19 protein-coding genes are annotated in these 23125 nt (G+C 62.7%); 11 read left to right on the plus strand and 8 right to left on the minus strand.

Annotated features, from left to right (window positions below; all coding sequences use genetic code 11):
* Positions 1-25: 25 nt before the first annotated feature.
* Together M5B96_RS11120 and M5B96_RS11125 are read right to left on the minus strand one after the other, a co-directional pair.
* Positions 26-1237 carry a winged helix-turn-helix domain-containing protein gene (locus M5B96_RS11120; RefSeq protein WP_248796755.1) on the minus strand — a complete coding sequence of 404 codons (1212 nt, stop codon included), beginning with the start codon at positions 1235-1237 and terminating at the stop codon, positions 26-28.
* Between the two features lie 58 nt (positions 1238-1295).
* Positions 1296-1523 (minus strand): DUF1127 domain-containing protein, encoded by a 228-nt coding sequence (locus M5B96_RS11125; RefSeq protein ID WP_248796756.1) that lies wholly within the window; start codon positions 1521-1523, stop codon positions 1296-1298.
* A 98-nt stretch (positions 1524-1621) separates the two neighbouring features.
* On the opposite strand from M5B96_RS11125, the gene M5B96_RS11130 reads away from it, so the two are divergent.
* Positions 1622-2476, plus strand: coding sequence for a LysR family transcriptional regulator (locus M5B96_RS11130; protein WP_177101648.1), 855 nt, complete (start codon positions 1622-1624; stop codon positions 2474-2476).
* Here M5B96_RS11130 and M5B96_RS11135 read toward each other — a convergent pair.
* Positions 2466-3215, minus strand: coding sequence for a sulfite exporter TauE/SafE family protein (locus M5B96_RS11135; protein WP_248796757.1), 750 nt, complete (start codon positions 3213-3215; stop codon positions 2466-2468). The genes M5B96_RS11130 and M5B96_RS11135 overlap by 11 nt on opposite strands.
* A gap of 104 nt (positions 3216-3319) precedes the next feature.
* Between M5B96_RS11135 and M5B96_RS11140 the strand changes: the two genes are divergently transcribed.
* From M5B96_RS11140 to M5B96_RS11155, 4 genes are all read left to right on the plus strand, one after another.
* A complete protein-coding gene (locus M5B96_RS11140; protein WP_248796758.1) occupies positions 3320-4276 on the plus strand; it encodes a LysR family transcriptional regulator in 957 nt (318 codons plus the stop codon).
* A gap of 73 nt (positions 4277-4349) precedes the next feature.
* Positions 4350-4802 (plus strand): MarR family winged helix-turn-helix transcriptional regulator, encoded by a 453-nt coding sequence (locus M5B96_RS11145; protein ID WP_248796759.1) that lies wholly within the window; start codon positions 4350-4352, stop codon positions 4800-4802.
* Positions 4803-5136: 334 nt separating this feature from the next.
* On the plus strand, positions 5137-5556 hold the full coding sequence (locus M5B96_RS11150) for an organic hydroperoxide resistance protein (protein WP_248796760.1): 420 nt from the start codon (positions 5137-5139) through the stop codon (positions 5554-5556).
* 26 nt (positions 5557-5582) lie between these two features.
* Positions 5583-6593: an alpha/beta hydrolase gene (locus M5B96_RS11155; protein WP_248796761.1), complete on the plus strand. Its 1011-nt coding sequence runs from the start codon at positions 5583-5585 to the stop codon at positions 6591-6593.
* A 100-nt stretch (positions 6594-6693) separates the two neighbouring features.
* Here the strand turns inward: M5B96_RS11155 and M5B96_RS11160 are convergent, their stop codons facing one another.
* Together M5B96_RS11160 and earP are read right to left on the minus strand one after the other, a co-directional pair.
* On the minus strand, positions 6694-7263 hold the full coding sequence (locus M5B96_RS11160; protein ID WP_100940667.1) for an elongation factor P: 570 nt from the start codon (positions 7261-7263) through the stop codon (positions 6694-6696).
* Between the two features lie 48 nt (positions 7264-7311).
* Complete coding sequence (gene earP, locus M5B96_RS11165) at positions 7312-8445, minus strand: elongation factor P maturation arginine rhamnosyltransferase EarP (RefSeq protein ID WP_248796762.1); 1134 nt, start codon at positions 8443-8445, stop codon at positions 7312-7314.
* Between the two features lie 125 nt (positions 8446-8570).
* Here earP and M5B96_RS11170 point away from each other — a divergent pair, with 125 nt between their 5' ends.
* Together M5B96_RS11170 and M5B96_RS11175 are read left to right on the plus strand one after the other, a co-directional pair.
* Complete coding sequence (locus M5B96_RS11170) at positions 8571-8990, plus strand: hypothetical protein (RefSeq protein ID WP_248796763.1); 420 nt, start codon at positions 8571-8573, stop codon at positions 8988-8990.
* Positions 8991-9004: 14 nt separating this feature from the next.
* The gene (locus M5B96_RS11175) at positions 9005-9487 is read left to right on the plus strand and encodes a GreA/GreB family elongation factor (protein WP_248796820.1); all 483 of its coding nucleotides are present in this window, start codon (positions 9005-9007) and stop codon (positions 9485-9487) included.
* 8 nt (positions 9488-9495) lie between these two features.
* Here M5B96_RS11175 and M5B96_RS11180 read toward each other — a convergent pair whose 3' ends face one another.
* Positions 9496-9750, minus strand: coding sequence for a hypothetical protein (locus M5B96_RS11180; RefSeq protein WP_248796764.1), 255 nt, complete (start codon positions 9748-9750; stop codon positions 9496-9498).
* A gap of 166 nt (positions 9751-9916) precedes the next feature.
* Here M5B96_RS11180 and M5B96_RS11185 point away from each other — a divergent pair, with 166 nt between their 5' ends.
* From M5B96_RS11185 to M5B96_RS11200, 4 genes are all read left to right on the plus strand, one after another.
* Complete coding sequence (locus M5B96_RS11185) at positions 9917-10237, plus strand: DUF883 family protein (RefSeq protein ID WP_248796765.1); 321 nt, start codon at positions 9917-9919, stop codon at positions 10235-10237.
* Positions 10238-10402: 165 nt separating this feature from the next.
* Positions 10403-15598 carry a dermonecrotic toxin domain-containing protein gene (locus M5B96_RS11190; RefSeq protein ID WP_248796766.1) on the plus strand — a complete coding sequence of 1732 codons (5196 nt, stop codon included), beginning with the start codon at positions 10403-10405 and terminating at the stop codon, positions 15596-15598.
* A 163-nt stretch (positions 15599-15761) separates the two neighbouring features.
* Positions 15762-20009 (plus strand): hypothetical protein, encoded by a 4248-nt coding sequence (locus M5B96_RS11195; RefSeq protein WP_248796767.1) that lies wholly within the window; start codon positions 15762-15764, stop codon positions 20007-20009.
* A complete protein-coding gene (locus M5B96_RS11200) occupies positions 20006-20974 on the plus strand; it encodes a hypothetical protein (RefSeq protein ID WP_248796768.1) in 969 nt (322 codons plus the stop codon). The genes M5B96_RS11195 and M5B96_RS11200 overlap by 4 nt, the downstream gene beginning before the upstream one ends.
* Here M5B96_RS11200 and M5B96_RS11205 read toward each other — a convergent pair.
* Positions 20968-21996, minus strand: coding sequence for an Ldh family oxidoreductase (locus M5B96_RS11205; RefSeq protein WP_248796769.1), 1029 nt, complete (start codon positions 21994-21996; stop codon positions 20968-20970). The genes M5B96_RS11200 and M5B96_RS11205 overlap by 7 nt on opposite strands.
* A gap of 73 nt (positions 21997-22069) precedes the next feature.
* Positions 22070-23020 carry a LysR family transcriptional regulator gene (locus M5B96_RS11210; RefSeq protein ID WP_248796770.1) on the minus strand — a complete coding sequence of 317 codons (951 nt, stop codon included), beginning with the start codon at positions 23018-23020 and terminating at the stop codon, positions 22070-22072.
* Positions 23021-23125 lie beyond the last annotated feature (105 nt).

The raw sequence follows: 23125 nt of genomic DNA on the forward strand, positions 1-23125 counted from the left end.
CCTCCAGACACCGCCATACCAACGTTTACAGCAATCCCCGCAACCGCTGCGCACTGACCCGCTGGCAATTGAGCTGAATATCCGCCAACCCCAGCCAATCGGCCAACTGCCGCAAACTGACGGCCAACACCGCCATCCCTACCTCATCCAGCCCCTGTTCTTCCTCATGCACGGCATGCACCGCCAACCGCCCAAGCGCCCGCTCCGCACGCAGGTCTACCCGCGCGGCAATCCGTTCGTTGTGCAAAAACGGCAACACGTAATAGCCATACACCCGCTTATGCTGCGGCGTGTAGATCTCCAACCGATAACGGAAATCAAACAACCGCTCGGTGCGGCTGCGCTCCCAGATCAGCGAATCGAACGGCGACAACAACGCGCTGGCCTCGACCCGGCGCGGCACCTTGATGTCCGGCAGGCAGTACACCGGCTGGCGCCAGCCCTGCACCTCGCCCACCTGCAACTCACCCGCCTCGACCAACTCCGCCAAGCGCGCACGGCTATCGCCAGGGTCCAGGCGAAAGTAGTCGCGCAGGTCTTTCTCCGTCGCCACCCCGAGCGCCGCCGCGGCCTGGCGCAACAAGCCGCGCTGGGCCTCGGCCTCATCGAGCTGCGGCTGTGCAAGCAGCGCCGCGGGAATCACCCGTTCCGGCAGGTCATAGAGCCGTTCAAATCCCCGACGCCCGGCCACCGTCACTTCACCGGCGGCGAACAACCATTCCAGCGCATGCTTCTCGGCACTCCAATCCCACCAGGGCCCGGCCTTTTCCTCACGGCTCGACAGACTGCCCGCGCCCAACGCGCCGCGCTCTTCGACCAACGCCAGCACCCGACGAATGGTCGCCTGCTCCTCGCGTCCGAAACGCGCCATCTGCTGATAGATCCCCTCGCCACGGGACGCCCGCTGCATGCGCCAGCGCATCAGCGGATACAACGACATCGGCAGCAATGACGCTTCGTGCCCCCAGTATTCAAACAAGGTACGCCGCCGCCCCTGGCTCCAGGCGGCCTGGTCGAGCAGGTCAGGGGCATAGTTGCCCAAACGCGAGAACAGCGGCAGATAGTGCGAACGCACCAAGGCATTGACTGAATCGATCTGCACCACACCCAGGCGCTCGATCAGCCGATTGACCTGCACCGGCTTGATCGACGCCGAGGCTCTACGCCCCTGGAACCCCTGGGCGGCGAGTGCCAGGCGGCGGGCTTGTTTCAATGAAAACGACAGGTCTGCGGGCATGCACGCCTCCTTGTGAACCCGCAAGCTACCGCAGTCGCCCCCTGCTTGTGTAGCGCCATCAACGCCCCTTGCCCAGCGGATCGCTCCAGAAGTGCCGATGGGTTTCCTGTTCGACATCGGCGCGACTGAGGCCCATGTCCTTGAGCGCATCGTCACTCAATGCCGCCAGCACCTGGCGCTCGCGTGACACCTCGTGCCAACGGACAAGCCGTTGCCACAAGGCCCGCGGCGACAGCGCCGAACGCGCGCCAGCATCGATCAACAGATAACCTTTTTGACCTTTCATCATCCTGCCCTCCAGTTGGGGATGACTGAAGTCTGTGCCTGGAGCTAAGATCAATCCAACGAATGTTTCTTATGCAATACATCTCGGAGATTGATGAATTGTCCAGCTACCCGAGCATCGACACCGACGTTCTGCGCACCTTTGTCGCGATTGCCGATCAGGGCGGCTTTACCAAGGCTGGCGAGTTGGTCAACCGCACACAATCAGCCGTCAGCATGCAGATGAAGCGCCTGGAAGAGGATGTGCTCAAGCGCCAGTTGTTCGAACGCGACGGACGCCAGGTGCGACTGACCGCCGAAGGCCAGGTACTGCTCGGGTATGCCCGGCGCATCCTGAAACTGCACAGCGAAGTGTTCAACACCCTGCGCGAGCCGCATATGGTCGGCATGGTGCGGATCGGCGTGCCCGACGACTACGTGATGCGTTTCCTGCCGGGCATCCTCTCGCACTTCGCGCAGTTCTATCCGTTGGTCAAGATCGAAGTGAACTGCGAATCGTCCACGCAACTACTGCAACGCCACGACCTGGACCTGACCATCGTCACCCGCAAACCGGGCAATGAACTCGGCCAGTTGCTGCGCCAGGAACGGCTGGTCTGGGCCGAAGCCCAATGTTCCGCCAATCACGAACAAACGCCCCTGCCATTGGCCATGGACGGTATCGATTGCTTCTGTACCCAATGGGCCTGCAATGCCCTGGACGCCCGTGGCCGGGACTATCGCCTGGCCTACAACTGCCCGAGCCTGTCGACGATCATGGCGGTGGTCAACGCCGGCCTGGCGATGACCGCCCAGCTGGAAAGCCTGATTCCCCAGGACTGGCGGATTCTTGGCGAAGCCGAAGACTTGCCCCAACTGCCCTTGCTCAACATCATGCTGGTGCGCAACCTGAACAAACCCTCGCCGATCACCGAATGCCTGGCCGAGCACATCGTCGAAGGTTTCAAACTTTAAAGCCGAGCAGTAGCGCGCCGAGCACCAGATAAGCGCAGAACAGGCCGCGCAGGACTTTCTCGGGCAAGGCGTAGGCTACTTTCACGCCCCAACTGATACTCATCAGACCGCCGATGGCCATGGGGATGCCCATGCGCCAGTCCACTTCGTCATGCACCGCGTAGGTCATCAGGGTGACACTGGTGCTGGGCAATGCCAGGGCCAACGACAGGCCCTGGGCCACCACCTGCGAAGTGCCGAAGACATTGGTCAGAAACGGCGTAGCCACCACCGCCCCACCGACCCCGAACAACCCGCCCATGGTGCCGGACGCCGCGCCCAGCACGCCCAGCCATGGCCAGGGGTGGCGCATCTGCGCCGAGACCACGGCGGGCGCCATGAACAGGCGTACCAGATAGAACAGCGCCAGCGCCAGGAGAAAGCCGACAAAACCCAGGCGCATGCTGCGCGGATCCAGCCCCACCGCGCACAAGGCGCCGAACCAGGCAAAACAGAAACTCATCAGCACCAGCGGCAGCGCATGACGCAACTCGATACGATTGCGCTGGTTATAGCGATGCAAGGCCAGCACCACGTTGGGCACCACCATCACCAATGCCGTGCCCTGGGCCAACTGCTGGTCAAGGCCGAACAGGATGCCCAGCACCGGAATCGCGATCATCCCGCCGCCAATGCCGAAGATCCCGCCCACCCCGCCCATCACCACGCCCAGCACCAGGTACTCAATCAATTCGATCACAGCTGTCTCCCCGCTCAATGGGCTTCATGCTACGCAGTCCGCTCTAGCGTGGAAACGCACAGCAACGCACAATGGCTATGCCAATCTCGCACAAGCAAATCACCATGAATCCCACGACGCTGACCGATCAACTCGGCCTGTTTCTCGATGTGCTGGAAACCGGCAGCTTTTCCGCTGCCTCCCGCCTCTACCCGTTGACCCCATCCGCCGTGGCCCGGCGGATCGACAGCCTGGAAAATTCGGTCGGCAGCCGCCTGTTCATTCGCAGCACCCATGCGGTACGGGCCACGCCCGCCGGCCTGGCATTCGCCGAGCGGGCGCGGCGGATCGTCGCCGAACTGCGCCTGGCCCGGGCCGAAGCAGTGTCCCTGAGCAACGCCCCCGAGGGGTTGATCCGGGTCGACGCGCCGGCGGCTTTCGGTCGTCGTCACCTGGCACCGGCCATTGCCGACTTCCTCACCGGTTACCCGGGCCTGGATGTGCAATTGCACCTGATCGACAGCTTCGTCGACATGCAGGGCTCCAACCTGGGCAAGGTCGACCTGGTGCTGCGCGCCGGACAAATGGCCGATACCCGTCTGGTGGCCACGCCCCTGGCGAGCATCGTACGGATCGCCTGCGCCAGCCCCGCCTATCTGAAAAATCGCGGCACGCCGACTCACCCAAGCGAGTTGAGTACCCATGACGGCCTGGACTGGGACGCGCTGGCCCCGTTCATGGCCTGGCGCTTCGTACAGGGCGGACAGATGCAACTGCACCGTCCACAACGTGTCCGCATGTCCTCGAACAATGCCGAGGCACTGCTGTCCGGGGCGCTGGCCGGCCTGGGCATCGCCCATCTGCCGACCTGGCTGGTCAGCGAATACCTGCTGCGCGGTGAACTGCTGCCGCTGTTCTGCGAAAACGGCCTGCCGGCGCCGGAAAGCTCCGGCGTCTATGCCCTGCGCCTGGAACAACCGGCCAACTCCCGCAGCCGCTTGCTGCTGGAGTTCCTCAAGGGGCGCTTCAGCCCCGTACCACCCTGGGACCTGGCCCTGCAAAGCGGCCTGGGACGACACTAGGCCGGGAAAATTCTCTGGCGCATTAAAGATTCGACCGCTAGATTCATCGAACGTAACGCACAAGGCTTTAGTGATGACCAGCAACCGCGACAACTGTGACGACCTGCTCCTGGACAACCAGGTGTGCTTTGCCCTGCACTCCACCTCGTTGTTGATGACCAAGGTCTACAAACCCCTGCTCCAGGCCCTCAACCTGACCTACCCGCAATACCTGGCGATGATCGTGCTCTGGGAAAAGGACGGCCTGACCGTGGGCGAGATCAGCACGCGCCTGCTGACCGACCCGGGCTCCCTGACGCCCCTGCTCAAGCGCCTCGAAAGCGAGGGACTGCTGAGCCGGACCCGAAGCAAGGAGGACGAGCGCGTGGTCATCGTCGAATTGACCGAACAGGGCCGGGCCTTGCGCGAGCAAGCGCGGGGCATCCCGCAGTGCATTCTTGCCGCCAGCGGCGATTCCCTGGAACGCCTGCGCGCCCTTCAGGCCGAGTTGGTGGCCCTGCGCGGCCATCTGCAAGACAGCCTCTGACCCTAATGCCCGATCAGTTAAGGCAGAACACGGTCCTTGTGGGAGCAGAGCTTGCTCGCGAAGAGGTCCTTGAGACTGCTAAAAGCTTCGCGGGCAAGCCGGCTCCTACAGAAAAGCCGGATCGCTCCTAGCCGCAAGAGCGATCCGGCTCGCCGCCCCCCCCTCGCGGTTACCGTTAGTCTCCCTCCCTGATCCAGCCCCAAAAAACCGAAGCCAGTCTTTTTTGAAAATTTATCTTGCGCGCAATATATTTGCGGGATACATTTATCTCGCACTTAGTTAACGCGCAAACAATTAGCGCACATAACACAAACCTGAAACGACGAGGCTCATCATGCAAACTCTCTATACCGCAATCGCAACCTCCACCGGTGGCCGTGACGGCCGTGCGGTTTCCAGCGACCGGATCCTCGACGTCAAGCTCGCCACCCCGAAAGAACTCGGCGGTGCCGGCGGCGCGGCGACCAACCCGGAACAACTGTTCGCCGCCGGTTACTCGGCCTGCTTCATCGGTGCCCTGAAATTCGTCGCCAGCCAGAGCAAACGGCAGATCCCGGCCGACGCCGCGATCACCGCCCATGTCGGCATCGGCCAGATCCCCGGTGGTTTCGGCCTGGACATCGACCTGCACATCAGCCTGCCGGGCCTGGAACAAGCCGAAGCTCAGAGCCTGGTCGACGCCGCCCACCAGGTCTGCCCGTACTCCAACGCCACCCGTGGCAACGTCGACGTCCGCCTGCACGTCAGCGTCTAACCATCTCGTCACTCAAGGATCCGAACATGAACACTTTCAGCAAAGTCCTGACCGGTACCCTGCTCGCGCTGTCCGTCCAGAGCGCCTTCGCCGGCGATGTCGAGCACAACACCCAGGCGTTCCTCAATGCCTTGAACAGCGGCGGCGGCAAGCCGATGGAACAGATGACGCCGACAGAAGCCCGTGCCGTGCTGTCCGGTGCGCAGTCGGGGGTCAAGCTGAACCTGCCGCGTGCCGATGTCAGCCAGAAGACCATCCAGGTCGACGGCAAGCCGCTGGAGCTGACCATCGTCCGTCCGGCCGGGGTCAAGGGCACGCTGCCGGTGTTCATGTTCTTCCACGGTGGCGGCTGGGTCCTAGGGGACTTTCCGACCCACGAGCGCCTGGTGCGTGACCTGGTGGTCGGGTCGGGCGCGGCGGCGGTGTTCGTCAACTACACGCCGTCCCCGGAAGCCCACTACCCGGTGGCGATCAACCAAGCCTACGCCGCGACCAAATGGGTCGCGGAGCACGGCAAGGAGATCAATCTCGACGGCAAGCGCCTGGCCGTGGCCGGCAACAGCGTCGGCGGCAACATGGCCGCGGTGGTCAGCCTGATGGCCAAGGACAAGGGTACGCCGGCGATCAAGTTCCAGCTGTTGTTGTGGCCGGTGACCGATGCCAGTTTCGAAACCGCGTCCTACAACCAGTATGCCGAGGGGCACTTCCTCAGCAAGAACATGATGAAATGGTTCTGGGACAACTACACCACCGATGCCAAGCAACGCGGCGAGATCCATGCCTCGCCACTGCGCGCGACCACGGATCAGCTCAAGGGCCTGCCGCCCGCGTTGATCCAGACCGCCGGGGCCGACGTGCTGCGGGACGAAGGCGAGGCCTACGGGCGCAAGCTGGATGAAGCCGGTGTACCCGTGACCAGCGTGCGCTACAACGGCATGATCCACGACTTCGGCTTGCTCAATGTGGTCAGCCAGGTACCGGAAGTGCGTTCGGCCATGCTGCAGGCGTCGCAAGAGCTGAAGGAACACCTGAAATAAGCCGGCTCCAGGGGCTCGCGGTGACTTCCCAGAAACAAACAGACACAAAAAAGCCCGGGATATGCCCGGGCTTTTTTGTACGTGTGGCGAAAAGCAGTGCTTATTTAGCACGGCCTTTGTAGGAACCGCCTTCACGGGTATCGATCTCGATCATGTCGCCGATTTCGATGAAGTCAGCTACCGACAGCTCGGTACCGTTCTTCAGCTTGGCAGGCTTCATCACCTTGCCGGAAGTGTCGCCGCGAGCGGAACCTTCGGTGTAGTCAACCTGACGCACGATGGTGGTCGGCAGTTCTACGGAAACCAGGCGGTCTTCGAAGAACACGGCTTCACAGACGTCGGTCATGCCTTCTTCCACGAATGGCAGAACAGCCTCGATGTCTTCGGCGTTCAGCTCGTACATGGTGTAGTCGGAGGTGTCCATGAACGTGTAGGAGTCGCCGCTGATGAAGGACAGGGTCGCTTCCTTGCGGTCGAGGATCACGTCGTCCAGTTTGTCATCGGCGCTGTAGACGATCTCGGTCTTGTAACCGGTCAGCAGGTTCTTCAGCTTGGTCTTCATGATTGCGCTGTTACGACCGGACTTGGTGAATTCAGCTTTCTGAACCAGCCAAGGATCGTTTTCGAGACGGATCACGGTCCCGGGTTTCAGTTCTTTACCAGTTTTCATTGCGAATATCCGAATTTGGATGGGATGTACATAAATCTAGGCCGCATATCATATCCAATTTAGGTAAAGCTTCACCAGCGCCGTGGCAAGATCGGTCCGCGAACCCTGTTCCAGACACCAGCGCTCGGCGTGCTCGGCCAGCTCCCGCTCGTTCTCCAGCAGCGTTTTCCAGGCCGACGCCATGTCGCCCACCGTATTCCAGGCCCGCCACCAGCCCTCGAACGCCGCCTTGGCCTGTGCTGACAAGCCCTGGGTGTACAGCCCGAGAAAGGCCTCCAGCTTGTCCAGGTGAACGTCATCCTCCTGGCGATAGATGTGCCAGAGCAACGGCCGCCCGGCCCATTGCGCACGGACGAAGGAGTCCTCGCCGCGCACCGCGTTGAAGTCGCAGCTCCACAGCAGCAGGTCGTAATCCTCCTGGGGGACGAACGGCAACACCTGCACCGTCAGGCGGCCACGCACTGCACGGGCGCCGGCCAGCAGCTCCTCGGTCCCCAGCCAGCGCTGCACATCGGCCAGGACGCGCCCCACCGGCACCAGCAACTGCGTCGGCCGGGCATCGGCCGCCAGGACATCGAGCCAGCCGGCCAGCCCGGGGTTCTCGTAGGCGAACAGCGAGATAAGTCGTGCACCATCCGTCGGTTCGACGCCGAGTCCGCGCAGGAAATCGCCTCGCGCCCGCGGATCCTCGACAAAGGCCCGGCGCCGCTCCAGCAGCCCGGCTTCACGCAGCAGGCCACCGGTTCCGGCTTGGAAACCGGGAAAAAAGAAGAACTTCTGCACCTGCTTGAATTTGACCGACGGCAACCCGTGGCAGCCGACAATCCAGTCCTCGGCGCTCAGGTAGTCGAGATTGAGCCATAACGGCGCCTTGTCTCGGGCCGCCATGGCTTCCATGTACTCATGGGGCAAGGCGCAGGCAAAGGCGCCGATCACCACATCGGCCGCCGGCACCGGCGACCAGGGCGTCGACCAACGGCAGACCTCGACCCCACGCTGTGACTGCCGCTCGCGACCGACATCGATCGCCGAGCACAGATGCTCGAAGGCCCGCAGATCATCGACCCACAGCCGCACCGCACAGTCATGTTCGGCGGCCAACTGTCGGGCCAGGCGCCAGGTCACGCCGATATCGCCGAAGTTATCCACAACCGTACAAAAAATATCCCAGGTTGCCTTCATTCCCGGCTCCGCTTGGCAAAAGCGCCGATTGTCCGCATAAATCCGTGCGCGCAGAAGAGCCGATGTCGATTAATCTTCATGCGACAATGCCACTTTGCTCCGAATCGCCCTGCCAGGAGGTCACCATGCCTTACCGCCGACAAGCGCGTCGCTCCATTTATATCACCCTCAACCCACTGCAATTGACCGCCAGTATCGCCCTGGGCATCTGGCTCGGGGTCATGGCCCTGGCCCTGACGGCCTGGCTGCTGGCACGGATCTTTGTCCCGCAGCCCCTGGCGCCGCTGGCCGAGGCCGCCCGCCAACTGGGCAAGCCGGCTCCGGCCGTCAGCAGCACCACCGCGCCACAAAGCGGTGGCGATTCGACGCAGATGTTCGAGCAGTACAAACAGAACCTCTACAAAAACGAAGAACAGCAGCGCCTGGAACAGGCCCGCGGCAGCTACCGCAACCTGTCCAACCCCAAGTGCCAGTTCTGGCTGCAACAGGACCAGACCGCGCCCACGGACAAGAGCCGCGCCAACGTGCTGCAGTTCTGCAATTGAGCGATATCAGCGTGATGGGCAAGCACGCCGTACATCAACGGCTCCTGGAACTGCTGGAGATCGATCTCGACGTCCTGCAGCGCGCGGCACAAACCGCCTACGAAACCGCGACCGACGAGGAAAACGTCGCCGAGAACAAATACGACACCCTGGGCCTGGAGGCCTCGTACCTGGCCACCGGCCAGGCCCGGCGCATGGAGGAGATCCGCCAGGCCCTCAAGCGCTGCCGGGAACTGGTCCTGCGTCCTTATGACGAGCAGGCCGGCATCCAGTTGGGCGCCCTGCTGGCACTCGAGGCCGGGAATGGCAGCGAACAATGGCTGTTCCTGGCGCCCGATGCCGCCGGGCTCAAGGTCGAGGCAGCCGGCCGGTTGATCAGCGTGATCAGCCCGCGCTCGCCCCTGGGCGGGGCCCTGCTGGGCAAGCAGGACGGTGACGAGCTGACGATCCAGGTCAGCGGCGTGACCCAGCGCTACAGCATCATCCGGGTCGAGTGAGCCCGCGCCTACTTGGCCGCCGCCATCAAGCGATTGACCTCACTGCGCACCATGCTGGTGTATTCCGGCGGCGACAGGGTGTCGAGTTCCGCGCGCACCCACTCCGCCCACTTGCCCTTGCGCTTGGCGCGCTCGCCGAACAGGCGCGCGGCCTCGCCCTTGGCCTTGCCCAGGTTGCTCTGCCAGAGGTCGAACAGCCGGGACTTCTCGTCCTCGAGGGCGGCACGCTCGGCCAGGGGCTTGTTAGCCAGATTGAAGCTCATTGGAAAATCCTGCGGTGTAAATAGAGGCATATCTTACACCGCCAGTGGAAATATCCTGCCGAGGATTTTGGCCCGCCCCTGGACCATGGCTGAAAAACTTGCAACTTTCACTGGCACAATCGACTCAGATTATTCATCCCGTCATTCACCTGAAAGGAAGATCACCATGGCCCGTAAATCCGCCGTACAAGTCGCCGAGGACCAGATCAAGGACCAGGCCTTCAGCGAACTGCAAGCACTGATCCAGGACTCGGAAAAGCTGCTTGAGGAAAGCGCCTCGCTGGTGGGCGAGGAAAGCGCGAGCCTGCGCGCCCAGGTCCGCCAGAAGCTCAAGCAGGCACTGAACTCCGTGGCCCATGTGCGTGAAAGCACCCAGCCGGTGGTCGAGGCGACCGAAACCTATATCGGCGGGCACCCCTGGCAGACCGTGGCGATTTCCGCCGGTTTCGGCCTGGTGGTCGGCCTGCTGCTGGGCCGTCGCCACTGATCGACCGCCGTTCGAACGGTCCCTTGTCGCAGCGACAAGGGACACCCTTCCCGAAGCTCTATCTACCACCCCAGTCCCGCGCCACTCGATAGCGTTTTTGCCATTCCCCGCGAAGCCTGGCCCGCCAGCGCCCAGCGGTTCGTCAGTACGCACGAAGGCAAAACCATGACCCTCGATTCATTTCCCTACGAGTTCTCCGAAGCCCTGGAACAGCGCGACGCGCCCAATGCACGGGAAAAAGCCCTGAAGATCACCCAGGCCGATCGCATCTGGTTGAGAAACGTCCTGCTCCCCAACCAGACCGCCCGCCAGGCGCTCAACGACCCGATGCTTGTCGAAAAAATCATCCTCTGCCCATACGGGGTGGCGCTCGTGGATCTGGCGGGGGCCTTCCTGATGAGTCCGCGCACGCAGGACTGCTCGTATCTCTACAGTCCGAGCCGGGGCCTGGAACATTTCGAAACACGAACCGGAGCCATCGACGCCGTGCTCGACCGCCTGGCCAGCGAGGCACAGCGCGACGAGTTGCTGCGCTTCGTCGCGCTCGATATCAAGATCAACCTCAAGTTCGACGCTGACCTCAAGCTCAAGACCGAACCTATCGAGGGCGCGGTGTTCCTCGACCGGCGCCGCTCGATCGACTTCCATGAAAAACACAACCTGCAGGCTTTGAACGAGGAATTGCTCAAGTTGCCCGGCCTGGCCGCGCTGCTCGACAAAATGCTCAGCGATGAACTGGGGCGTCGCTTTGCCAACGTCAACCTGGCAACCGTCAAAATGCTCAGCCATGCCAACGCCAGCCGAGACCACAGGGCTGACGCCGGCGAACCGAAACGCCCGCCCGCCGCGCCTCACTCGTTGAGCGAGGCGATACTGGCGCACTATCGCGCCGGGGCCTGGCCCGCCGACCAGCGCCGCGTCTTCGTCGCCCCCGACTACAACGCGGTGTCGGCGGATATCGAGCATTGGGAAAATGCCATCACGAAAATCTCCGGCAGCCTGAAGACACGCTTGCAAAGCGAGCTGGAAAGCTACTGGAACGGCAAGATGGGCAACGGCTACTCACGCCGGTGTTTTTTTGCCGAGGTCATGGGCACCTGCTGGCGCACCGAACTGTTCAAGCAATTGCAATGGGACAGCATCGGTCCCAGGACCCACTACTGGCTGGCCGCTCTCTATCCCTACCGGTCAACACGGCTGCAGCGAACCCACATCAAGAGCCTGGGCTACACCACCAGCAAGCCCTCCCAGGCCGCCCTCGCCAATGCGTTCCTGGTCAGCGACCGATCCGTCACCGGCTCACTGTTTGTCTACAACTGCGGCCAACTGCTCGAACTCAATGGCCTGGACGCCCTGAACCACTATCTCCTGCAGGAGTTGCACGCTGTCGAACGCCGTGACGAACTGGCAGAAACACTGTCGCTGAGCGAACTCACCGATCTGCGGCAGTTCCCCGCGCAGACCACACAACTGGGGCCCCTCACCCAGCCAGTCTTCGCAAACCGGCTGGAGGCGATCATCGCCAAGCAACTGGAAAACATCGATTACGTACTGACCCGCCACAGCCGGAGCAAAGGGCAACTGAATCTCGCGGCGGCGCTGGAGGTTGCCCTGGACGTACGTCAGATGATCAACAGCAAACTGCAGTCGATCAATTCCCGCGGAGACTGGAGTATCCGCCTCGACCTGTCGACGGACGATCAGCCCCGGCCATCGCCCCTTCCCGGATCACTGGGCAGCGCACGAGCCCACGCCAAAGAGCAGTGGCGCGAGCTCGAGATACTGAAAACCCGGCTCAACACCGAACTGACCGGACGTCCCGGTCTCATGGCATTCGCGCAAAGCGCGCTGCGGCATGAGTTGATCAAGATGAAGCGAGCCGAACTGGAGCCGTCGACGGTTTACATCAACCAGTTCGAAAGCGACTGGACCGAGCAGCAGGCCCCCCAGCCCATCACCTCGATCTCCCTGGTCGAATATTTTCTGGAGCGCTCGGTCGGCTTGGCCCCGCCACTGGCGCAAGCCCCGGACAGCGGACTGTTCGGCCACGGCCAGGACGGCAGTTGGTCAAGGATCGCCAACCTGGACAGTGCCACCGCCAATCAACTCGTCGAGGCCGCGCAACTGGGCTTCCAGCCACGCTTTCTGCACGAGCAGCGCTCGATCTATACAACAATCAGCGCACTGATCAGCGAAGCCCTGGAAAAGGGACTGCGTTACGAAGCACAGCAACGGGTGCTCGCCGGCACCCTGGAGGACAGCGCCCGGGAACTGCTCGAAAGTCTCCTCGACAGCCCTGACAGCCCAGGGCGCAAAGGCTTGCGGGGCTTCATTGCGGATGCCTTCGGCCTCACGCTGATAATCGATGAGCAATCGCTGGCGCACAAGTTGTTCAATTGCTTTCTGATCACCGAGCGGGGTGGGCTGGATCCGCTCAATTCGGGAAGCGCACTGGTGTGGACACCGGCCACCGGACTCGAAGCATTCGAGTCACTGCACAGCGCCGAGAGCGAACTCAATCGACGCCTGCAGACCCCGGACCAACGCTCTTGGCTGTTGGAAAACCTGGCCGCGGACCGTCCCCTCGCACTGCGCTCGACGAGCAGCCCGCACCACGGCATGAGGATCGGCTTCGAGCGCATCAGGAACAACTTCCTCAGCGACCGCGTCCACTCCGTGGTCGACAAGGCACTGGGCGATATTGCCCTGGCCAGCACGTCACCGCTGCCGGCCGCCAGCCTGCAACATCAGCTTGAATCCTGCCTGCGCCAGCACGCCTCGGTGGCGCCCCTGGAAAAGGCCATGGAAGCCGCGCAGAACAGCGCTTTCAGTGCAGCACTGCCGGCCTGGCTGGCAAGTGCCGACAGCGAGGCACAACTGGCCCTGGGCACCCTGCTGGACCAGTATCGGCAGCGTATCGACGAGCCCCTGGACTATCATCACGGCATCCCCTGCATAGGGCACTTTGCCTGGACAAAAATCCACGGTCTGCTGATCCGCGACTTTCCCTCGCTGCGCTTGAACCGGGACGCCGTGCAGCTGTCGGTACTGACCCCGGACGCAAAGAACGCCAGACTGCTGGCGCTGAGCGACTACGCGCTGCTGCATCGCGACGAAATCGACAACGCCGCGATCACCCTCTCGCAGACCAGCGCCCTCCCGGAGGACTTGACGGTCACGCACTTGAACAGCCTGATCAAGGAGGCGGACATCGGCACGCATTACGCGGCGCTGCTGGACTCGCATCTGTCCCACGGTGAGAGCCGGGTCCCCGAGCGTCAAGCGCTGTTCAACCCGCACCTGATCTGGCAAAGCCTTGAACATGCGCTACGCCAGTACTTGCGCAAATCATTGTCGGCCCAGGCCCACGGCTTTATCAAACATGTGCTGGGCATGCCCGACGGTGTCGCCCGTACCTTGTTCGCGGGCAGCAAGATTGTCGTGCGTCCACTGGAACTGCTGCGCCGGGCCCAAAAGGTCGCGGACACGGCCCTGGGTCTGTACCTGATCGGACGACCCGATACCCAGGGCCCCCTCGTGCTCTACAGCCCGTACGACGAGCACGCCGCCTTCCGGGAGTACCCCAACGAACCGACCTTCATCAACGAACTCGGCCGTCCCGGGGCCTTGCAGCAGCTGGTGCTCGACAGGATTTCCAGTAGCGTGCGCCAGTACTACACCGAACAGCTATTCAGCCTCCAGGCCGTCAGCGTCACCTGGAACATTATCAAGGGCAATTTCCTGCACCGACTGTACAACGACATGACTGCCCTGCTGAAAACACAGCTGGGGTTGCAGCACATCAAGGGGCAACACACGGCATGGGGCACAGTGGTCGCCATGCTCGGCAACCCACTCCACCAGGGCGCCCGATTCATGCTCGGCCGCTTGCGCATACCCTGGCTGATCTGGCAAACCCTGCCGCAGTTCAAGGACGCCGCGGACAATGCCTGGCAGGGTCACTGGCACCTGGCGATGGAGGAATTCATCGGCGCCCTGACGCAAGTGGCGCTGTCACGAAAAGCTCCGCTCTCAAGCGCCCTCGACGGCCGCCTGAAGCCAACCGAGACACCCGGCAAGAAGCCAACCGAACCGCCAGGAGCTCCGCCAACCCCGCTCACAGCGCCCTTCCCAGCACAGCCCGATTGGGGCGACATGGCTCTGACCCAGGAACAGCAAAGCCGTTTGCTGAGCCATGAAGTCCATGACATCGCCTTGAACGATCTGGAGCATGATCCGTCTCTGCAGATCTACACCGACTCGGCCAGCCAGCAGCACTACGCCTGCGTGCGCGGACGAGTGTTCCGGGTCCAGGCCGAGGATGGACGCTGGCGGATCGTCGGCGATCAGGAAAACGGACCGTGGCTCAGGAAGGACGCGCAAAACCTGTGGGACATGGACCTCAAAGGCCGCTTGCTCGGTGGCGGGCCTATCAATCGGCTGGTCAATCGCATCAGCGCCCGACAGACCGTGCGCACCGAAGTGAAGGTACAGGCCGTGGGCATGCAGGCAATCACGCAGCTCTATCCGGACAAGGCCCGGCAGCTAAGGCAGGCCCACGCCCTGGCCGTCACCTATCTGGAAAACGCCCGGCAACGCTTGAAGTCGCTTGCGGCCAATACCCGGCTGGACAAACAGCGACATCTTTACCTCAAGGAATTCCTCGGGCTGAGAAGCATCAGCCAGAGCCTGAAGCAGAGAATCGCCGGCATGCTGGATAAATTGCTCATGGAGCTGCTGTCACCCGCCCGCTCCCCCTACCTCTCGAAGCTCTATGTCGTCGGGGCGGCCAGGCAACCGGAACGGTTGTGCGCGGCTTTCGTGGTGCTCTGCGACCGGGCCCAGAAGATCTATCTGAATGAACTGTTTTTCGAGCCCGGCCTGCAAGACTATGAACCCATCAGGCCGAGAACCTTCAACACCGTGCTGCATAACATGGCCTGTATTCTGATCCATGAGTTCAGCCACGTCGTCTTCGATACCGTCGATATCGCCTACCTGGACGCCTTCCGCCCCTTCTACGATCTGATCGACAACTCCACCACACCAGGGCGTGAACGCCAAATGGGCTTGAAAGAGCTTCAGGAAACGGCACTGTCACAGCACACGCCCAGCAGGGAGTTGTTCAAGGTTCTGGACGAGGTCAACGGTACCTGGGAAGACATCAACGGCGAACCGTACCGACGGGTGCTGAAACTGACCAGGACCACCAACCTCGACGATGCGCGCTGGGAATTCCTCTACGACGACGCCCGAAGAATCGATGTCATTCTGGCCAACGCCGATTCCCTGGCCCTGCTCTTCAGCTACCTGGGACGGCCCCTGGAGTTCTATCCGATTTTCAGCGGTCCGCCGGCCTGACCCCGATCCCCAGATCCAAACACCGCGCCCCTGTCACTCAGGCTGGAGCCCCACAGGCTCCAGCACTATCTAACGCAACCCGTCGAGTCCACCCCTGTAGCGTTTCTGTCCTTCACGAGCCCGGCAAAATCGCCCCTCGGCACCACGAACGAAGGCACAGAACATGTCTGCCCCATCCCCTGTCTATTACCTGTCCCAGGCCATGGAGCTGCGCGACAGCCCCAGCAAACTGGAACAATCACTGAATATCCAGAACGCCGACCGCAACTGGCTGCGCAACCTGTTCCTGGCCAGCCAGGATGCGCGCCAGGCACTCGATCCGCCGATGTTCGTCGATAAACTGTTCATCATGGCGCAAGGCTCTCCGGCGGCCGAGCTGGCCGGGGCCTTTCTGGTCAGTGGCCCCTCCTGGCACCCGGCGTTCCTCTGTACCCCGGCGTTCGGCCTGGAGCGTTTCGACAACCGCGAACAAGTGTTCAAGAAACTGCGCGAGCGCTTGGACCTGGCCCCGCAACGTGACGAACTGCTGCGCTTCGTCGCCATGAGGATCAAGACCACTATCCGTTATGAGCCGCCGCCCACCCTGGTCTCGGAGCCGATCCGGGGCATCGTCCTGACCGATCGGCGGCAATCCATCGAAAGCTACCTGGAATACACCCTGAAGAACCTGCATGACGAATTGCTCGGGTTGCCCACGCTCACGTCCCTGCTCAACCAACTGCTCGAAAGCACACTGGGCAAGCGTTTCGCCCAGGTCAGCCTGACGGCCCTGCGGGTCATCAGCCATGCACCGCCGACTTCGGACGGCCCCACGCCCCCGCTTCCACTGCGGCAGGTCTCGACCCGGATGCTCAGCGAGGCCTTGCTGGAATGCTACAACCACGGCGGTTGGCCCACAGGACAGACCCGCGAATTCATCGCACCCGGTTATACCTCCCCGGTGACGGATACCGCGACCTGGGAAAGGACCATTGCGAGTCTCTCCGGCCAGTTGAACAATTACCTGGAAAGCGCCCTGCAAACCTTCTGGAAAGAGTCCCTCGACAACGGGCAGCCCCGCCAGGACCTGTTTATCGATGCCATGGGCACACGCTTTCGAGCCGAACTGCTCCGGCAGGAACAGGACTGGAATGCGCTCAGTCCCGAGGACTTCTACTCCCTGTGCGGGCTTTACCCCCTGGAGACCACACGACTGCGGGATCTGACGGTCTATGCCCTGGCGGTGAAAACCCGCGAACGCTCGTCCGTACTGGCCAATGCCTTTGTCGCGCGCAGCGACCGCCAGCAACATCCAGCGCTCTTCCTCTACGCCGCCGGTCGATTGCAGACCTTCGAAAGCGAGCCGGCCCTGCTGGCCTCGCTCAAGGCACGACTCCAGGCCCCCAATCAAGGCGATGAGCTGCGCCATGGCCTGTCACTGCGCGAACGCGCTGACTTGAAGACCTCGGAAATCACCGGCGTCGCACTGCTACCGGGCGGCCTGTCGGTGTTCAAGGAGCAGCTCGACAGCATCGTCGCCAAACAATGGGATAATGTGAAATACGTGTTCGAGCGCTATCGCGCCAGCAACGGCGCGCTGGCACTTTTCGCGGCGTTCGAGCGCGCATTGGATGTTCGAGCCTTGATCGACCCGAGCCTGGCGGCACTCACGCCCCTGGGTCGCTGGAGCCACCGCCTGGACCTCTCGCCCAGCGAGAAAGCCGTCGAACCGCTCCTGCGGCGCACACTGCAGCCGACCCTGGAGACCGTCCGCTACCAGCTGAAAACGCTGAACGCGCTCAAGACCCGCCTCGCCGAGGGGCTGGACAAGCGCCCGACCCTCATGACCTTCATCCAAAGCGAACTGTCCAGGGAACTGAAGCTGGCCCATAGAGGCAACCTGTCAGCCGACAACCTTTACATCAATCACTATCCCTCCGCCCTTCCCGTACTCGGCGATACAACCCAGGTGCCCAGCAGCTCGCAGAGCATCGTGGAGCATTTCCTGGCGCGCCTGACCACGCACACCGGCGTATTGACCGCGGCGAGCAATGTCGGCCTGTTCAGCAAGAACAGTGACGGTAGCTGGTCGCGAGTGTCCAACCTGGACATGCCACTGCTCAATACGCTCGTCGACAAGACCCTGGCGGACTTTCTCGGACGCTACCTGCGCCAACAGCGCAGCGTCTACGGCGCGCTGTCCGAGTCCTTGAGCGAGGCGGTGGGCAGCGGCTTGCGCCGTGAAGTACAGTTCAAGGTGCTACGGGGCGACTTGAACGAAACCGACCTGGAGCTGCTCGACACTGTTCTCGACAGCCCGCGACGGGACCAGCGTCCCGGCTTGCGCGGTTTCATTCCGGATGCCTTCGCACTCACCCTCGGCACCGACGCCGCGGCAACGCCGGTCAAACTGCACAACTGCTTCCTGCTCACCGAACGCGGCGGCCTGAACAGCGAACACTCCGGCAGCGTGCTGCTCTGGACCCCGGTCCAGGGCGCGGAAGCCTTCCCCTCGTTTCACGCCGCCGAAGTCGAACTGCAACGGCGCTTGCATGACCCCCTGGACCGCCTGGCACTGCTGGAACAGATCGCCAGAAACGAACGAGCGGCGATTCCAGCCCTCCCGCCAAACCCTCACGACAATCATCGGGCCTATCCCGCCCTGGGCTTTGAACTCATTCAAAACGGCTTTCGCGGCAATCGACAACACTCGCTGATCGACAAGGCGCTGGGCGATCTGGCCCACGCGGCGGCCTCATCCTACGCGGGCGAACACTTTCACCAGCATCTGCAGTCCTGCCTCGAGACCCACGCGACGGTGCCCCCCCTCGAAAAAGCCATCCAGGCCGCGGAAAACGCCGCGCTGCACCTGGCACTGCCTGCCTGGTTGGCCAGCACCACCGACAGCCGTCAGTTCGCCCTGGCAAGCCTGCTCGATCGCTATCGCCAGGACGCCGCGACAACAGCGGATTATCACCAGGACATTCCCGATATCCGCGACAACGCCCGGACCAAGGTCATGAGCCTGCTTTCCAGGGACTTTCCAGCGACACAGCTGGACCCGGACAAGGTCAGTGTCTCGCTGAAGCCAAAGAATGCCGCCATGTTCATCCGTGAATCACTGACCGACTTCGCCCTGCGGCACTTCGACGACATCGACCAAAGCTCGATTGTCGTCGGTACGCCGACGGGCCCGCTGCCCCGGGAACTGAGCAACGAGCGTCTCAAGACCCTGGTGAAAGAGGCTGCCGTTGGCAGCCACTATGCGAACCTGCTGGCCTCCTATCTGTCCGACAGCGCACGACGCCGTCCGGCCTTCAGCAAACATTTTTTCTGGCAAAGCCTGCTGCACGCCTTCACCCAGGTGATTCGCAACACACTGTCCGCCACCGCCCACGGCTATATCAAGCACCTGCTGGCGATGCCGGACGGCCTGGCGAGGAAACCCTTGAACGGACAGAGCATCGACCTCCGGCCGCTGGCGTTGATCAGCGGCACCCAGGCACCAGCCGACCCCGTGGCCGGGTTCTACCTGATTGGCCCCAAACCCGGCGAGCGCGGCCCACGCATCCTCTTCACACCACAAGGCCCGCAGCCAACTTTCCAGGAATACACCGACGATGCCGCCCTGCTTGCCGACCTCAAGCACTCGGACAGCCTGCAACAACGGGTCCTCGACAGGCTCGCCCACGAACGGCGCGCGCATTACGCGCAACGGGTATTCGGCGCACAACGCGCGGCCCTGGGGATCAGCGACAATCCGTTGCGCGGCAATCTCTTCCAGCGCCTCTACCAGGACACAACGGCGCTGCTCGGGAACATGCTCGGTCGGCAGAGCGTGCAAGACCAGCAGCCGGCCTGGAGCAACGTCTTGTCCTGGCTCAAAGGTGGCCTGCAGCAGGGCGCAATGTTCATGCTCGGGCGCTTGCGCTTGCCACTGCTCATCTGGCAGACCCTGCCGCAGCTCAAGGATGCGACACAAAAGGCCTGGCAGGGCCGGTGGGGCGAGGCCATCGAGGAGTTCGTCAGCAGCCTGGCGCAACTGGCCGTGGCGCGCCGGGGCTGGAGCCAAACGAGCCTTGCCGGCGGCGCGCAGACAGAAACCGAAACGATCATCGAGTCGCCCTTTCCCGCGCCGGCCTGGGGCGACAGTCGCCTGACGCCCGGACAAAAAGCCATGCTCCTCGGCCACGAAGCCCATGAGGTGGCCTTGGAGGACATGACCCTGGACCTGGCCGCCGGCCTGTACAAGGACACGGTAACCGGCAACAGCTTTGCCGCGGTCGGCGGAAAAGTCTTCCAGGTCCAGGAAGACGACCGGCGCTGGCGCATCGTCAAGGACAACGCCCGGGGCCCCTGGCTACAACAGAACCGGCATAAACAGTGGTCATTCGCCCTGCAGGGACACTGCATCGAGGACCTTTCGCAATGACACTGTTCAATTATTGCGCGAACCGAAAGGCGATCCGCGAGGAAATGCGCGTACAGGCGGTCGGGATTGACAGTATCCGTCTGCTCTACCCCAACCGGGCCCGCCTGATCCGCCATGGTCACGAACAAGCGGTGGGCTATCTGACTGCAGCCATGAGGAACATGGACCGACTTTTTTCCGACACCGCGCTGGATCGAAAACGCCGCCTCTTCGTGGAAAAGTTCTTCGATACCTCAGTAGTGAGTGAAAGCATGATCAGGAAAATCAAGTTCCGCGCCCACATGTTGCTCGGGGAGCTGCTCAAGCCATCGCTCAACCCCGAGAACTCGTTACGTTATGTCGTGGGTTCGGCCCTGTATCCGGAGCAGCGCGTCCAGGCGTTCACCTTGCCCAACGAAACGGCCAGGAGAATCTATTTGACCGAGCGTTTTTTCGACCCCGGCTTCCAGGCCTACCTGCCCCTGCGCCCGCGGACCTTCGACATGCTGGGGCACAACATGGCGGCGGTCCTGCTGCATGAAGTCAGCCACCTGGTCCTCGACACGCTCGACTTCAGTTATCTGGACTCAAGCCGGCCGTTCGTGGATCTGCTGGATACCAGCACGCTGGTGGGAAGGCTGCGCCACGACGCCCTGGAGCGGGTCCAGGAGCACTCCTTCTCCAGTAGCACCCCCGATAACGAACTGTTCAAGGAATCCCACGATGACGACCGGCACTGGCATGATGTGGCGGGAAAGCATTTACAACGTCTGTTGCTACTCACCGGCGCCCGGAGCCTGGATGAAGCCCGGCGGATTTTTGTCTCGGATGAGAACAAGAGAGTCGATGTCATGCTGGACAACGCAGACTCCCTGACATTGTTGCTCGCTCACCTGGGAAGACCGCCCGAGTACCATCCGATGCCACGGACGGAGGCCAAGCGTATGCCCGGGATCCAGCCCAGCCCGGGCGGCAAGGCTCATTGAGCGGCCAGGTCGCGCAACTGTTGCAGATCGTGCCCGGCCAGCACGATCCCGTCGCGCAGCGACTCGGCCCGCTGCTGGTGACGCCGGTCCCCCGGCAGGCGTTGCAGGCCAACCCCCTGCATCTGCTCGACCAGTGTCCGGGCGCGCTCGGCGAAGTCCTGCCCCGCCGACTTGGCGGGGTCGATGACAATGATCAACTGCCCGGTCCAGGGGGTCTTGGCACCGGGATGTTTCGACCAGTCGAACTCGAAGGAAAAATTCCCGCCGGTCAGGGCCGCCGCCAGCAACTCGACCATCATCGACAACGCCGACCCCTTGTGGCCGCCGAACGGCAGCAGCGCGCCGCCATCGAGGATCGCCTTGGGGTCGCAGGTCGGCTGGCCGGCGCGGTCCACGCCGATGCCGGGCGGCAGGCTGCGGCCCTCGCGGGCGGCAATTTGCACATCGCCATGGGCCATGGCGCTGGTGGCCAGATCGAATACGATCGGATCGCCGCCAGCGCGCGGCGCGGCAAAGGCGATCGGGTTGGTGCCGAACAGCGGGCGCTCGGCACCATGGGGCACCACGCAAGTCATGCTGTTGACCACGCTCAGGGCCACCAGCCCCTGATAGGCGAAAGGCTCGACATCCGGCCAGAGCGCGGCGAAGTGATGGGAGTTGCGGATTGCCAGCACGGCAATCCCGGCACTGCGGGCCTTTTCCAGCAACAACGCGCGGGCGGCGGCAAGAGCCGGCTGGGCGAAACCGTTGGCGGCATCGACCCGGACAAAGCCGGAAGCTACATCCTCGACCCGCGGGATCGCCTTGCCATCCACCCAGCCGCTGGCAAGCGTGGAGACATAACCGGGAATCCGGAATATACCGTGACTGTGGGCACCGTCGCGCTCAGCGCTGGCGCAGTTCTCGGCCAGGACCCGGGCGACTTCCGCCGAGGTGCCATGGCGCTGGAAAATCTGGGCAAGCAATGCCACCAGATCACTGTAGGAAATCGTTTGAGTAGCCGTCTCGCTGGGTACAGACATCCGAAGCTCCGATTCCGATTCATTTGTTATTCGATGGATAGAGAGAAAAGTAGTGCTTGGGCAGGCGTCCAGACTATCCGGCGGCGAGGGACCGCTTGTCAAACAGGGCATCGAAGCGTTGACCCAACTGCTGCTCGGCGAACTGCTCGAGGATGAAGTCGACAAAGGCCCGGGTCTTGCCCGGGAGCAATTTGTGCTCGGCGTAGTAAATCGAAATATGACCGTCGTCGACGTACCAGTCGGGCAGCACCCGCTGCAGGGTCCCGGCCTGCAACCAGGGCACCGCGAACGGCATGCTCACCAGCGCCACGCCCAGGCCCTGGGCCGCCACCGCGCAGGCGGCTTCCGAGTCGCTCATGGTCATCCGCGCGCCGAGGCCCAAGGGTTGATGTTCGCCGTCGCGACCGCTCAATTGCCAGGAACGCACCCGCCCGGTCTGTGGTGAACGGATCAGGATGCCGTCGCAGCGGTGCAAATCCTCGGGCGTGCTCACGGCCGCCTGGCGCGCCAGATAATCCGCCGACGCCACCAGCACCCGATGGGCCACCGTCAGCTTGCGGGCCACCACGCCCAGGGGCAGTTCGAAACCACCACCAATGGCCGCGTCGAAACCCTGGCCGATCAGGTCGACCTGGCGGTTATCAAAATGCCAGTCCGGGCGGATGTCCGGGAAACGCCGCAGGAACTCAGCGAGCAGCGGCACCACATAGAGACGCCCGAATACCGTGCCCATGCTGACCTTGAGCGTTCCGGCCGGACGGCCCTCGACGCTGGCCAGGTTGGCAACGGCATTCTGGATGGTGTGCAGGCTGGCACTGACTTCGCCGAGGAACAATTGCCCGGCTTCGGTCAGCCGCAGGCTGCGGGTGCTGCGCTGGAACAGGCGGACACCGAGTCGCGCCTCCAGTTTGGCGACGCTCTTGCCGACCGCCGCCGGGGTCAGGCTCAGGCGCCGCGCCGCTTCGGCGAAGCTGCCGACTTCGGCGCTGCGGACAAAACACTCGATGCTGCTGAAGGTTTCCATAAGCGTCACTCTAAACTTTTGGTTTACACAGAGTGTAACGATTACCGTCTACACAGCCAGTAATCCGCGGTCGATACTCGGCTCCAACAACAAGGCCCGCTGTCT

Source organism: Pseudomonas sp. MWU13-2105 (assembly GCF_023242315.1).
Taxonomy (GTDB): domain Bacteria; phylum Pseudomonadota; class Gammaproteobacteria; order Pseudomonadales; family Pseudomonadaceae; genus Aquipseudomonas.